Here is a 14,152-nt window from a genome sequence, read left to right on the forward strand (position 1 = left end):
GATAGATTGCATTCGACATCTATAAGTGATATAGATTTCGAATGCAATCTATATGCGAGGATCAACGATGCGGGTAAGTCGCGTTCAAGCCGAGGAAAACCGCCAAGCCGTGATCAATGCGTCCGGTCGCCTCTTCCGCGAGCACGGCTTCGACGGCATCGGGCTCAAGGACCTGATGAAGGGCGCCGGGCTGACGCAAGGCGCCTTTTACAAGCAGTTCGCATCGAAGGAAGACCTGGCGGCACAAGCGTCCAAACGAGCGATGGAGAGTGCTGCGCAATTATGGGCCGTCGCAACTGCGGCAAACCCTGACGATCCGCTCGGCGCTGTGCTCGGATTTTACCTCAGCATGGAGCATCGCCAGGAGAAGATGGATGGCTGTCCGATTGCGGCGCTGGGCTCCGATGCTGCCAGGCAGAGCAGCACGGTGAAGGAAGCATTCGAAACAGGGATAAGGGCCTATCTCGAAACGCTCGGCACCATGATTTCCGTCACGCCGGGCGAGGAAACCAATGGCAAGGCAATGGCCATTCTTTCCACGATGCTCGGTGCATTGATGCTGTCTCGCGTGGTCAACGATCCCGAGCTGGCACAAGACTTTCTGACTGCGGCTGAGCGTCAGATCCGCGAAGTCGTCGCCAGTTGAACGATGACGGAGACCGCTGAACCGGCCGCTTCCCTGGAAATCATCCAACAGAGATTGCCGATCTTGGAATTGAGCCGTCGGTCGGTCACGGACGGCGACAGGTTGGCGGGCACGGTCGGATCCATGAATTGCCGCACGCATTGTGCAAGCGCCGGTTGAAGCGAACGGAAAGGGTGAGAACGTTTGCGACGCATGGAATATGTGTCAACGGACGCCGGAGTGTGCAGAACCTGTTGGCAACGCGTGGGTTGAGGCCTGACGCAAACGAAAAAACCACCAAAATCAGATTAATGCATTGATATTATTATTAATTTCCTGTTGCAGGGGCAGGCAATCGCCGGTGCCGACATTCCTTGCGAGTGTCCGTGTAGACGGATGACCTCTGAATTTACCCTGAAATTGGTTGCAACCTGCTAACTGAAGCAAGAAGACACGGGCCTTCGAACCCTGGCCGCCATCTTTCGCCTGCTGCAGCTGAAACTCGCAATTCATCATCCATAACTGGCAACCGGCGAACCAAACATGCCTGGTTCCGGTTTGACGCCGAGGCCAGGTCGCTGCGGAACGGCGATGTGCCCTTCGACAATCTTCACCGGGTTCACACTGTCGTAGTGGCCGTCAATATATTCCTGGGCGATCCAGGCCCCTTCGCAGCGGCGTGGTTCGACCGTCGACGCCAGATGCGTACACGCCGCCGCGATGATGTCGCCGCCCCAGGCATCGTCGCAGGTGTGGGGCAAGGAGCGGATGGCGCACATGTCGCGCACGGTGGTCATCTTGGTCAGGCCGCCGAGCCGGGTCACCTTGAAACCGAAGCCGTCGGCTATGCCCAGGGAAATCGCCCGCAGCACGGCATTCTGATCCTCGGTGCTTTCGTCGAGATAGACCGGATGGTTGACCCGCCCCTTCAAGGTCGCGATCTCTTCCACGGTATTGCATGGCTGTTCGAGCACGAGGGGGATGGACTGGCACAGATGGCTGATCTGCATGGCGGCAGCTACGGTCATACCGCGATTGCCGTCGACGGCGATGCGAGCCTTGTAGCCGACCGCCTCCCAGACCTTGCGGACCGTGGCGACGTCCTGCTCGAGGCTGCGGCCGCCGATCTTGATCTGAAGGCGGGGATAGCCCGCCCTGACCTTGTCGGCGGCAATCCGCGCGGTTTCGTCGGGCTCGCCGACGATCAGGGAGTAGTAGCTCTCGACGCGGTCCGTCAGGGTACCGCCGAGCAGCGTCGAAACCGGAACGCCGAGCCGCTGGCCGAGGAGGTCGAGGAAAGCGATGTCGAGCGCAGCCTTGGCATAGCCATGCCCGTTCAGGCGCTCGTCCATGCGCCTTGCGAGCAGTCGGATGGATTGCACCTGCTGGCCGATCAGGCCGGGAGCGATCTCGGCGATCGCAGCACGGGCGCCAAGGGCATGCTGGGGCTGATAGACCGGGCCGATGGGGCATGTCTCACCCCAGCCGGTTAGCCCATCATCGGTCACGACTTCCACCAGCGTGGAGTCGAGCGCTTGAACGTCATCGCTTGCCATCCGGTAGACACCGCCCTTGACGGGCAGGAGGACTTTATAGACGTTGATGGTCTTGATGCGCATTGTCGGGCTCAATATTCGTCGTTCAGGGCGTCGACGGCAGGAATTTCGCGCGAGCGGCGTGCAATATAGGCGCGCAGTTCTTCATCCCTTGCCTGGTCGAGCACGGGCTCCTGATAGTCGGCCAACAGGTGCCTGGCGTGTTCGAGCGCCCGGCGATTGATGTCCTTCTCGCCTTCGGCCTTCCATTGCTCGATCGAATTGTTGTCGAAGAGCTTGGGAATGAAGAAGGCCGTCTGGAAATTGGCCTGCGTGTGCGGATGGCCGAGATAGTGTCCGCCCGGCCCGACATCCCTCACGGCTTGCAGGGCTTCCTCGAAATCACCCCATTGGATGCCCTGCGTCATGCGGTAGCCCATGGCGCAGACTTCGGCATCCACCACGAACTTGGCCATCGAGCAATGCATGCCGGCCTCGTTCCAGCCGGCCGAGTGCCAGATATAGTTGGCGCCCGACATGAGGACCGCCATCATGGTCATGGCGCTTTCATACCCGGCCTGGGCGTCGAAGACCTTGGCCCCGCCGAGCAGGTTCGACGTGCGCCAGGGAATATTGTAGCGCCGTGCCATCTGCCCGATCATGAAGTTCATCAGCGAGATCTCGGGCGTGCCGGCCATCGGCGCTCCCGACTGCATCGAAACCGTCGACAGATAATGCCCGTAGATCGCCGGGCAGCCCTTGCGGATCACCTGGGTATAGGCGAGTGCCGAGAGCGCCTCGGCATTGAGCTGGGCGACCGCGGCGGCCGTCGACGCCGGCGTATTCGCACCGCCCAGAACGAAGGGCGAGCAGAGCACGGGCTGGTTTCGCCGGCAGAATGCGCGCATCGCGCCGAGCATGACCTGGTCCCATACCAGCGGCGAGTTGCCGTTGCAGTTGCCGGTCGTCACCGCATGATTTTCCAGGAAACCGGGCCCGAACAGGATATCGCACATGTCGAGCACGTCCTCGGCATTCCTGGCCGAGGTGGTCATTCCCATGAAGATCTTGTCGGAATGCTTCATCGACGAATAGGTAATGTGGAGATGGCGGTGCGCGACGACGATGTCCATCGGCTCGACGATGTGGTGCGCCGATGAATGCAGCGCCGGCATCATGTGGGCAAGCTTATGAAAGGTGCCGAGATCCTCGAGTGTCGGCAACCGCCTGACATCGTCGAGGTCACGCAGATACGGCGCGCCGGTCATCGGCACGAAGATGGAATTGGGCCCGCCGAGCTCCACGTTCTTGGCCGGGTTCCGCGCATGATAGGTGATATCGCGCGGAATGGTGCTGATCAGATCCATCACCAGATCGCGGTCTAGATGAACGCGCTCGCCTCGAACATCCGCCCCCGCTCTTTTCCAGTCTTCGAGAGCGATGGGATCGCGAAACACCACCCCGATATCCTCAAGAATGGCCAGGGACGCCTGGTGGATGCGCTCGACCTGATCGGCATCCATCGGCTCGACCACGGGCAAGGCACGTTTGAGGGTCGGGAGCATGTCGACCTTGGGGGCCATTCGGATGGCGCGGCGGGCATCGCGCCCGCTCCTTCGAGTTGTGCTCTCCTGAATGGTCACGCTCGCCTCCGCTTGTCTTAACATTACTGCGGCTAAGGCCTTGCAGTTACTGGGACTATTGCTGCAAGCTAGGGCAATGTCCTAATGCAAAAGTCTCACGCGCGTGTTGACTTAATTGCTGCCCTATTCGATCTTGGAAAGAAGCTCGGCTCAGCATGGTCCGCCGCTATTACGATCTGCCCTCGCTCACCACTCTGGCGGTTTTCGAGGCCTCCGCACGGCATCTCTCGTTCAAGCTCGCCGCCCGCGAGCTCAACGTCACGCCCGGCGCGGTCAGCCGGCAGATCAAGGCGATCGAGGACGAATTGGGTGTGCCGCTCTTTGCGCGCCTCGGCACCGGCGTGGCGCTGACGAGCGCGGGCGAGGATCTCTACGGGGTGCTCTCCAACAGCTTTTCGCGCGCTGCCGAGGTCGTGCGGACAATCAAACAGGGAGACCGGTCGAGGAACGTCACCATTGCCTGCACCGATGCCTTCGCCACGATGTGGCTGGTGCCTCGCATGCGCGGCTTCTGGCAGCGCTACCCGGAGATCACCGTCGACCATCTCATCTCCGACAATCCGCGCGATTTGCGTCGAGCAGAGGTCGAGTTGCGGGTGCGCTACGGCCTTGGCTCCTGGGCGGACGAGACGGCCGAGCTTTTGTTCGACGACACCATCTATCCGGTCTGCGGCCGAGGTTTCGCCGCCGAGCATCGGGATGCAACCGCCGAAACGCTGGCCGAACTGCCTCTCGTTCACGTGGATTGGGTCGATCCGGAATGGTCGGATTGGGATGAGGTTCTACGCCGCTCCAACATTCCGCACGGTCCCTTGAGAGGCCGGCGCTACGGGAAGTTCAGTGTCGCGCTTCAGGCCACCCAGGCCGACCAGGGTGTCGCCGTAGGGTGGCATCGGCTGGTACGGTCCCTGGTCGAGAAGGGGCGGCTCACGCGCCTGACCGACCTCGAAATTCCGGCACCGGGTGGCTATTACCTGACCTGGAACGACAACAGGGTGCTGAGCCCGGCGGCCGAAACCCTTCGCAGCTGGCTGAGAGAGATCGCCGAGAGCGAACGGCAAGCCTTCAACTGAACGCGTGCCCGACAGGCAGAATGCGTTTCACCCCGGGCTTTGTTCCCTCACATTTCTCGCCCCGCCCGCTTTTGCAGCCACCACAGCTTCGCCGTCGCTCCAAGGGACATGAACGGTTCGGGATAGAGCTTCCGGGGGACGGGTCCCGACAGCGCTTCCTCTACCATCATCTCTCCGCTGCCCGCCGCCAGGTCGGCGATGAGCTTGCCATAGAGCGTGCCCTTGACCGTTCCCAGCCCGTTGCAGCAGCAGCCCGAATAGATGCCCTGCTCGACCTCGCCGAAGGCCGGCGCACTGTTGAGGGACAGGCACAGATGCCCGGCCCAGCGAAACTCGGCCTGCACGCCGGGCAGCATCGGGAACCGCTCGTCGAAGGAGCGGTCATGCGCCTTGCCGAAATTTTTGACCAATCCATCCGAAACCTGCATCGCGGGATTGTAGGTGCAGGAATTCCGCACCACGATCCGGTCTCCGAAGCGCCGGACGGTCGACCCGAGCGGATCGGCCGGGATGAGGCCCCAATAGTTCTCGCCGCCGAGCTTCGCTATCTGCGCCGAGGTCAGCTTTTGCGACATGCTCGCATAGAGGAAGATGTGCATGAGACGGCGGCGAAAGAAGCCGAAGCTTTCGACCTGCCCATTCACCGTCAGGATGATGCGGGGCGCCTCGACCTCTCCCTGAGGCGTCGACACCGTATGCGTCGTCCCGCTCCTGATCGAGACGACCGGCGAATTCTCGAAGATCTCGACCTTTTCGGCGAGGCCGTGGGCGACACCGCGAATATAGGCGGCCGGCTGTATCATCACCGTGCCCGGTGTAAACGTGCCCCCGGCATAGTAGGAGGTTCCGGTCACGCGGCGCAAATCGTCGGCGCTCAGTTTTTCGAACGGCTCGCCGAGGCTGGACAAATGCTGCTCGAACTCCGCAAGGACCCGCTGGCCTCGTGCCGTGGCGGCGCCATGATATTTGCCGGCCCGAATGAAATGAGGCTCCAGCCCGTATTCCGCGGCAGCGCCGGCTGCGAACTCGATGGCGGCCCGGTTCATTCGGATCTGCTTGATGTCGTGGTCGCGGCCGCCCGCGTAATTATCGCTCGCAAGTTCGTGCGGCAGGTCGATCATGAAGCCTGAATTGCGGCCTGCGGCACCCCAACCGATTCTCTGCGCATCGAGAACGACAATGCGGGAGCCGGGTTGCAGCTGGGTCAGGCGGCGTGCGGCTGCCATGCCGGCAAAGCCCCCGCCGATGACGACCCAGTCGGCCGTGCGCTTTCCCTCCAGGACGCGCGGGGGTGCCGGTTTTGGCAGGAGTTCGTACCAGCCCGATCCGGCCAGGTCAGCCGGCGTCCTGATCGCAGTGTGGATAGCCATGGCCAAGCCGGTTCAGTCGAGCGTCTTGGTCGTGCGGGGGTCAGAGATATCGGCCCAGATTGTCTTCAGCTCCGTGTACTGGTCATGGGCGTGCAGGGACTTGTCGCGGCCGCCAAAGCCGGATTGCTTGAAACCGCCGAACGGCGTGGTGATGTCACCCTCGCCATAGCAGTTGATGGTCACGGTGCCGGCACGGATATCGCGCGCCATGCGATGGGCCTGGCCGAGATTGGCAGAGAAGACCGAGGCGGCAAGACCATACGGGGTGTCGTTGGCGACACGTACCGCCTCGTCGGCGCTCGCCACCGTGATGATCGACAGGACGGGGCCGAAGATCTCCTCCCTGGCGATCACCATGCTCGGTTTGACGTCGTCGAAGATGGTCGGCTCGATGAAATAGCCCTTGCCGATCTTGCAGGCTTCGCCCCCAGCGATGATTTTCGCGCCCTCGGCCTTGCCCTTCCTGATGTAGTCCATGATCGTCTCGAACTGTTCCTTCGAGACGATCGCGCCGAGCCGGTTGGCCGGATCGAGCGGGTCGCCAAGCGGCCAGTCCCTCAATTTGGCGATGATCTGCTCGACGAGCGCGTCCTTGACCTTTTCATGCACGATGAGCCTGGAATTGGACGAGCAGTTCTCGCCCATGTTCCAGAACACGGCCTGGGTCGCTTGCTGGGCCACGACATCGAGGCACTCGGCATCGTCCATGACGATGCAGGGGTTCTTGCCCCCGCATTCGAGCACGATGCGCTTCAGATTGCTCTTGGCCGAATATTCGAGGAACTTACGTCCGATATCGGTGGAGCCGGTGAACGCGACCATGTCGATGTCGGGATGCAGGCCAAGCGCTTGGCCCGTCACCTCGCCGGGCCCGGGCAGGATCTGCAAGACACCGCTCGGCAAGCCGGCCTGGTGGGCGAGCTCGGCCATGCGCAGTGCCGACATGTTGGTCTGCTCGGCCGGTTTGACGATGACGGAGTTGCCGGTGGCGAGCGCCGGCCCGATCTTCCAGGCCAGCATCAGGATCGGGAAATTCCAAGGCAGCACGCAGGCGACCACGCCAAGCGGCTGGCGCACGATCATCGAGACCACGTTGTCGCCCGAAGGCGAGGTCTGGCCATAGACCTTGTCGGCGGCCTCGGCATGCCATTCCAGGCAATGCAGGGCCTCGGGAATATCGATCGTCTCGACGTCGAAGATCGGTTTGCCGCTCTCCAGCGTCTCGATGACGGCCAATTCGTGGGCGTTGTCCCGCAGCAGCTTGACGAAGCGCTTGAGCACGCTCTTGCGCTCGCTGGGGTGGGCCCGCGACCAGGTGCCGGCCTCGAAGACCCCGCGTGCCTTCTCGACGGCGAGGTCCACGTCAGCCTTGCCACAGCTGGCGATCCTTGCGAGACGCTCGCCCGTGGCCGGATTGATGGAATCGAAGGTATCCGCGGACAGAGCCGGCCGCGCCTTGCCGTCGATCACCGCATTGGTCGGCAGCGGCAGGCTCTGGGCCAGGGCCGCGTACTCATCACGCGTTAAGAGCAACGACATTCGGGGCACCCTTCTTGATGGACTTGTTGTCGATGGAAGCGATCACCGCCTTGAGCGTGCGGATCGTGTTCGCGAGTTCCCGCCGCTCGTCTTCTTCAAGCCCGCGCATCGGCTTGCGCACGGGCCCCGCCGGCAATCCCGCCAGCTCGCAGCCATATTTGATGGCCTGGACGAATTTGCCGCCCTGCTCGAGCACCCGCATCAACGGCAGCAGGGCGGACATGATCAGCCGGCCCTTGGCGAAGTCCTTTTCGACGACGCAAGCATTGTAGAGGGCGAGATGCTCCTCGGGCAGGCAATTGCCCGCGCCGCACACCCAGCCCCTGGCCCCCCAGACGAAGAATTCCAGCGCCTGGTCGTCCATGCCGCAGAACAGATCGATATGCGGATAGTCGCGCGCCAGGATGTGCAATTGGTTCACGCTGCCGCTGGATTCTTTGATCGCTCGGAAATTGGTGTTGCGGCCGACGCGGTCGAGGAACTCGGTGTCCATCATCGTGCCGGTGCGGCCGGGGTAGTTGTAGAGCATGATCGGCATGTCGGCCGCCCGGTCGATCGCCAGTGCATGGTTGGCGAGCTCCTGCTGCGTGGGCACCGCATAGTAGGGCGAGCCGATCAGGATACCGTCATATTTCAGATCGCGGGCGATGAGCGCGTATTCGATGCAATCCTCGGTCCGGATGGCGCCGACGCCGGCGATCAACGGCACGCGGCCATGGGCGACCTTCGCGGCGAGCTTGAGCAGGCCCACCCGTTCGTCCCGTGACTGAGCATAGTACTCGCCCGTGGTTCCGCCGATGACGATGCCGTGGACGCCGGCCGCGATGAGATGTTCCAGGACGGTTTCGAAGCCGGCTCGATCGATCGACCCGTCCTCGTGAAATGGCGTGATGATCGGCGGGATGATGCCTTTGAAGGACATGGATTAGCTCCGCTGTAGCTCACGAAAGGATTGCGAAGAGACGCTACAGAAGTCCGGGCGCTTGGACAGTCGAAATAAAGTCAATCGGCAGGCTACTTTTTTGCGCCCGCCGGTTGGAGCAAATCCATGTTACGCATTTCTCACCTGATAAAGGTGGCCTGAACAAAACTGAAAAGCTCGGCAATCTATGAATTGTCAAGCAACCATCACCAGGAGAGGGTACGATGTCGAAGATGCCGAGCCTCGAGGCTTCACGGCGGCAATTTCTACAGTTGGGTGGTAGTGCGGCCTTGGTGGCGGCAGGGTTTTCAACAACAGCTCTTGCCGATGCCTCGCGTCCGCTGGTCTATGCTTACGCAAATTGGTCCGATGCCCTCGCGATTACCTTCATAGGAAAGAAGCTGATCGAGGACAATTTTGGCTACAAGGTCCAGCCGCTGCAAGCCGATCCAGGCGTCATCTACGCCTCGCTCCAGTCCGGCAAGGTGGATGCCTTCTCGAATTCCTACATGCAGGGCACGGGCCCGCTGAAGGGCGACTACAAGGGCGGTCAGGCGGACTATGTGAAGAAGGTCGCCGGCGCGATCGAGATTCTAGGCATTTCAGAAGGGCCGATGACGCAGGGCCTGGCGGTGCCCGACTATGTCGAGATCAACTCGATCGAGGAACTGAACGCACACGCCGACAAGTTCGGCGGTAGCATCATCGGCATCGATGCGGGCTCGGGCCTGATGCAATCGGCCGACAAGACCGTGAAGGCCTATGACCTCAAGCTGAAGCTCGTGGCGGGCAGCGAAGCGGCGATGGAAGCCGCCTTCGGCCGAGCCATCGGCCGCAAGGACTGGATCGTCGTCACCACATGGGAGCCGCTGCCGATGTGGACCCAGTACAAGATGCGCTATCTCAAGGATCCCAAGGCGACGATGATGGAAGAGCCGTTCTACTGCTTCCACGCCGTGCGCAAGGACTTCAAGGACAACTTCCCGAAGGCGCACGCATTCCTCCAGAAGTTCCACATTCCCAACGATCAGGAAGCGCTCGTGATGAGCTGGATCGACAAGGGAATGAAGCCCGAGGAAGCCGCTGCCAAGTGGATCGACGACAACAAGGGCAAAGGCCTCATCGAGCAGTGGATCGCCTGAATCCCGCTTCTCACTTCGCCACGACGTTCGAGAGCGGATCTCTTCGTTCCCGAACGCCATCCCATTTGCCGAGGGAGGGGTTGGATGGACGCCAGCAAACCGGCTATCGAAATCAAGGGACTCTACAAACTTTACGGCCATAGCCCGCAGACGGCGCTGGACACGCTGAGGGACGATCCGGCGGCCACCAGCGCACCCGGGCATTTCGTGGCGCTCAGGAACATCAATCTCTCGATCGAGCCGGGCAAGATCTGCGTGATCATGGGGCTTTCCGGCAGCGGCAAGTCCACGCTCTTGCGATGTATCAACCGGCTCGTCGATCCGACTGGCGGCCGCATTCTCATCGGCGGGCGCGAGATCACCAGCGCCGGCAAGAAAGAGCTCCGGCAGATCCGCTCGAGCTCGATAGGCATGGTGTTCCAGCATTTCGCGCTGCTCCCCCACATGTCCGTCGTCGACAACGTGGCCTTCGGGCTGCGCATTGCGGGCATGCCGCGGAAGGAGCGGCGGGCTAAGGCGTCCAAGGTGCTGGAACTGGTCGGCCTCAAGGATCTCGACAACCGCAAGCCCTCGAGTTTGAGCGGCGGCATGCGCCAGCGTGTCGGCCTCGCCCGTGCGCTGGTGATGGACACGCCCATCCTGCTCATGGACGAACCCTTCAGCGCCCTCGATCCGCTCATCCGCGAGGAGATGCAGCAAGAACTGCTCCGCCTCCAGGCCACGCTCAACAAGACGATCGTCTTCGTCACGCATGATCCCAACGAGGCCGCGACGCTGGGCGACCGCATCGCCATCCTCCTGAAGGGCGAAGTCGTGCAGGAGGGATCGCCGATGGACATCGTGCTGTCGCCCGCCAACGACTATGTGCGCAACTTCGTCAAGGGCATCGACGTCTTCAAGGTGCTCACCGCCGGCCAGGTCATGGAGGCGGATGCGGGCTTCCAGGCTGCCGAGTGGAAGAAGCAGGATGTCGTCAATGTCGGCGCTGATGACCTCATCGCGCCCTACCTCGATCGGCTCTCGTCGAATTCGGGGGCCCTCGCTGTTGTGCGGAACGATGGCAGCTTTGCCGGCCTGGTGACCGGCGCATCCCTGCTCAAAGCGCTGGCGGCCAATATCTCGCCTCCCAACAGGAAGCCTCAGCCCACTGCCGTCGCCGGCACGTCGAGCGGGAAAGGCATGGCAGAAGCCATGCAGCGAGCAGTCTGACCATCGCGCCCGGGCGCATGAACAAGGAGACGCGTGATGGATTTCTCGGAATTCGCCGACTCGATCGCCACGTCGATCGACGATTTCACCACTTATCTTTCGACGAATTACAGCTTCATCTTCGACTTCATCGGCTCGATCATCAACGGCATCAACGGCCCTCTGGCCACGGCGCTCACCATCGTGCCGGCCTGGATCATCATCGCCGTCGCGGTCGTTGGCGGCATTCTGCTTGGGCGGATCACGCTCGCCATTCTCGGCGGGGTGGGCCTCACCTTCATCCTTGCCATGAACCTCTGGGCGGCGGCGATGCTGACCCTTTCCCTCGTGCTGACCGCCGCCTTCATCGCTCTGCTGATCGGCATTCCCCTCGGCATGCTCATCGCCGAGTCCAAGAAGGTCAATGCGGTCGTCGAACCGGTTCTCGACTTCATGCAGACCATGCCCCCCTTCGTATTGCTCGTCCCCGCGGTGTTCTTCTTCGGGGTCGGTACGGTTCCCGGTGTGATCGCCACGATCTTCTTCGCGATTCCGCTGCCGACGCGTCTCACGGCGCATGGCCTCAGGATGGTGGAAAGCGAAATGGTGGAGGCGGGGGAGGCCTTCGGCGCGGGCCGCATGACCATCCTGTTCCTGATCAAGCTGCCGCAGGCCTTCCGATCGATCATGGCCGGCGTCAATCAATGCATCATGATGTCCCTGTCGATGGTCATCATCGCTTCGATGATCGGCGCGGGCGGACTGGGCGACGAGATCATCCGCTCCATCTCCCGGCTTCAGGTCGGCAAGGGGGTGGAGGCGGGCCTGGCCGTGGTGGTCCTGGCGATCGTCATCGACCGTTTCTCCAAGCGCATCAGCCAGAAGGTCGATCCGACCGCCTGAGACGACCTTTCGGCACAGGACTCATTTCGGCGGTACGGCCAGGCCGTGCCCCGTTCGCCCGTCCATGACGGAGGTTCCGACAAACTATGCAGGGCGCGGAGAACTCAACCAAGACATGCGGCTTTTGCAGCTTCAAGACACTGGCAACCAGCTCGATTTGAGGGAAATCTGTCTCAATTCCAGGCACATCGTTCACGGACATGGGAATGACTGAGGACACCATCAAGACTGCAGTGATAACCGGCGCGGCCGGCGGCATCGGGCGTACGATTGCCCGCAAGTTCATCGGGAATGGCTTTCGGGTGGTTCTTGGCGATGCCGACGCCGATCAACTCGCCTCGTTCTGTGCTGAACTCAACGCCGGCAGCGAAATAGCCTGGGCGGTGCCGGGGGATCTCCGAACCAAGGCCTATTGCGAAGATCTCGTCGATGCGGCACTCGCCAAGACCGGACGAATCGACGTCCTGGTGAACAATGCCGGCATCATCACCCGCGGCAACATCCTCGAGACCTCGGACGACGACTGGATCAGGACCTTCGACGTCAACCTCACGGCGGTCTTCTATACCTGCCGCAGGGCGATCGGGCACATGAAGGTGGCAGGCGGTGGTGCCATCGTCAACATCGCCTCTTGCTGGGGTCTCTATCCCGGCCCCGGCCATCCCGCCTATTGCACCAGCAAGGGCGCAGTTGCCACGCTGACGAAATGCCTGGGGCGCGACCATGCCCCCGACGGCATCCGGATCAATGCGGTATGTCCCAACGAAGTGAACACCCCGATGCTGCGCACCGGCTTCATCAAGCGCGGCTTCGATCCCGACACGGCCATTGATGAGCTCAATCGCAGCGTCCCCCTCGGCCGTATCGCCGAGCCCGAGGACATCGCCGACGTGGTCTATTTCCTGTCGTCGGATGCGGCCCGTTACATCGCGGGCACCGCCGTCGAGGTCAATGGCGCCAAGCCCGTATATTGAGAGAAGTTCCATGTCGAAGAGACTTGAAGGCAAGATTGCGGTCATCACCGGCGGCGGACGGGGAATCGGGCTGGGCATCACCCAGCGCTTTGCCGAGGAAGGGGCTCGGATTGCGATCGTGCAACGAAACGCGCCGCCCGCCTCCATCCTAAACGAGCAGACGGTCTTCATCCAAGCCGATCTCACCCGTTCCGATGAGCTTGCGAGTGCCGTCGATCGAGCCGCCAAGCGCTTCGGCGGTCTCGACATCCTGGTGAACAATGCCGGCATCATGTTCGAGAAGACGGTCGAGGAGATGTCCGAGGAAGACTGGGATCAGATGATGACAGTCAATCTCAAGGCGCCCTTCCTTCTCACCAAGAGGGCCGTGCCCCTGATGCGGTCTCGCGGCGGCGGGAGCCTGATCAATATCGGTTCGATCGAGGGGATCGGCTCCAATCCGGGCCACCCGGCCTACTCCGCTTCCAAGGCGGGTATTCATGGCTTCAGCGCTGCGGTCGCGGTGGATCACGGGCGGGATGGCATCCGCTGCAACGCGATCGCACCAGGCTGGATCAATTCGGACCTCAGCGAGATCTATCTAGAAAGCATGCCCGACAGCTCGCGGATCCGACGCGAACTCCTGGCCATGCATCCGGCAGGCCGCCTAGGAGAGCCACGCGACATCGGCAATCTGGCAGTATGGCTCGCCTCCGATGAGAGCACATTCGCGACGGGGCAGGTCTTTATCGTGGATGGCGGCCGCACCAAGAAGTTGCCGCTGCCGATAGCAACATAACATGCTTCGCTGTGTTTTTTTGGCAATAGAACCAGAAATCATCAGCGTCTTCCGTGGCCAACACTAAGTATTTCGGATATTTTACTCGGAAAATAAGAGAACATTGTAGAAACTCTCTCATCGCTTCTGGTACTCAAGGGCACCGCAATTCGTCGCGGGACATGGAAGCCTGATTTGAACCTGCGATGCCAAGTGCCTGATTTCGCTCATGCGAGCGTGGGGGCATCACAAACAAAAGCCCCGCGGAGCGTGAGCTCACACGGGGTTTTGTGTTTGGATTTGGTTGCGGGGGAGCGCAACCAAATCTTACGCTGCGGCACGCCACAGTGTCCGAGCCCGCCATTTCCCGCGAGAGATTACGACGTGGATGATTAGTAGAGCCATCCACATCAAAGCTAATTTTCCAGCTATTTTACTGACCATCTTTGACTTCGCCATCTTGTGGACAAGACGTTTGCCA

The 14,152-nt window shown here is 61.5% G+C and carries 12 protein-coding genes; 7 read left to right on the top strand and 5 right to left on the bottom strand.

What is annotated here, in order from left to right:
* Positions 1–67: 67 nt before the first annotated feature.
* Positions 68–646, top strand: coding sequence for a TetR/AcrR family transcriptional regulator (locus U1R88_RS32185; protein ID WP_322434977.1), 579 nt, complete (start codon positions 68–70; stop codon positions 644–646).
* Between the two features lie 491 nt (positions 647–1,137).
* Here U1R88_RS32185 and U1R88_RS32190 read toward each other — a convergent pair whose 3' ends face one another.
* Both U1R88_RS32190 and U1R88_RS32195 read right to left on the bottom strand, forming a co-directional pair.
* Positions 1,138–2,244, bottom strand: coding sequence for a mandelate racemase/muconate lactonizing enzyme family protein (locus tag U1R88_RS32190; RefSeq protein ID WP_322434978.1), 1,107 nt, complete (start codon positions 2,242–2,244; stop codon positions 1,138–1,140).
* 8 nt (positions 2,245–2,252) lie between these two features.
* The gene (locus tag U1R88_RS32195; protein WP_322434979.1) at positions 2,253–3,827 is read right to left on the bottom strand and encodes a trimethylamine methyltransferase family protein; all 1,575 of its coding nucleotides are present in this window, start codon (positions 3,825–3,827) and stop codon (positions 2,253–2,255) included.
* Between the two features lie 131 nt (positions 3,828–3,958).
* On the opposite strand from U1R88_RS32195, the gene U1R88_RS32200 reads away from it, so the two are divergent.
* Entirely contained in the window at positions 3,959–4,876 is a 918-nt protein-coding gene (locus U1R88_RS32200) for a LysR substrate-binding domain-containing protein (protein ID WP_322434980.1), read from the top strand.
* 47 nt (positions 4,877–4,923) lie between these two features.
* Here U1R88_RS32200 and U1R88_RS32205 read toward each other — a convergent pair whose 3' ends face one another.
* From U1R88_RS32205 to U1R88_RS32215, 3 genes are read right to left on the bottom strand one after another with little or no spacing between them, the layout of a single operon-like run.
* Complete coding sequence (locus tag U1R88_RS32205; protein ID WP_322434981.1) at positions 4,924–6,246, bottom strand: NAD(P)/FAD-dependent oxidoreductase; 1,323 nt, start codon at positions 6,244–6,246, stop codon at positions 4,924–4,926.
* Positions 6,247–6,258: 12 nt separating this feature from the next.
* Entirely contained in the window at positions 6,259–7,785 is a 1,527-nt protein-coding gene (locus U1R88_RS32210; RefSeq protein ID WP_322434982.1) for an aldehyde dehydrogenase, read from the bottom strand.
* Positions 7,763–8,707, bottom strand: a complete 945-nt coding sequence (locus U1R88_RS32215) for a dihydrodipicolinate synthase family protein (protein WP_322434983.1) — start codon at positions 8,705–8,707, stop codon at positions 7,763–7,765. The genes U1R88_RS32210 and U1R88_RS32215 overlap by 23 nt, the downstream gene beginning before the upstream one ends.
* A gap of 224 nt (positions 8,708–8,931) precedes the next feature.
* Between U1R88_RS32215 and U1R88_RS32220 the strand changes: the two genes are divergently transcribed.
* The 5 genes from U1R88_RS32220 to U1R88_RS32240 all read left to right on the top strand — a co-directional run bounded on the left by U1R88_RS32220 (position 8,932) and on the right by U1R88_RS32240 (position 13,692).
* Positions 8,932–9,849: a glycine betaine ABC transporter substrate-binding protein gene (locus U1R88_RS32220; RefSeq protein ID WP_322434984.1), complete on the top strand. Its 918-nt coding sequence runs from the start codon at positions 8,932–8,934 to the stop codon at positions 9,847–9,849.
* A gap of 84 nt (positions 9,850–9,933) precedes the next feature.
* Positions 9,934–11,058 (top strand): quaternary amine ABC transporter ATP-binding protein, encoded by a 1,125-nt coding sequence (locus U1R88_RS32225; RefSeq protein ID WP_322434985.1) that lies wholly within the window; start codon positions 9,934–9,936, stop codon positions 11,056–11,058.
* A gap of 36 nt (positions 11,059–11,094) precedes the next feature.
* Entirely contained in the window at positions 11,095–11,940 is an 846-nt protein-coding gene (locus U1R88_RS32230; RefSeq protein WP_322434986.1) for an ABC transporter permease, read from the top strand.
* Positions 11,941–12,146: 206 nt separating this feature from the next.
* Positions 12,147–12,914, top strand: coding sequence for an SDR family NAD(P)-dependent oxidoreductase (locus U1R88_RS32235; protein WP_322434987.1), 768 nt, complete (start codon positions 12,147–12,149; stop codon positions 12,912–12,914).
* Between the two features lie 10 nt (positions 12,915–12,924).
* Positions 12,925–13,692: an SDR family NAD(P)-dependent oxidoreductase gene (locus U1R88_RS32240; protein ID WP_322434988.1), complete on the top strand. Its 768-nt coding sequence runs from the start codon at positions 12,925–12,927 to the stop codon at positions 13,690–13,692.
* Positions 13,693–14,152: the final 460 nt, after the last annotated feature.

Source organism: Labrys sedimenti, assembly GCF_034424805.1.
GTDB lineage: Bacteria > Pseudomonadota > Alphaproteobacteria > Rhizobiales > Labraceae > Labrys > Labrys sedimenti.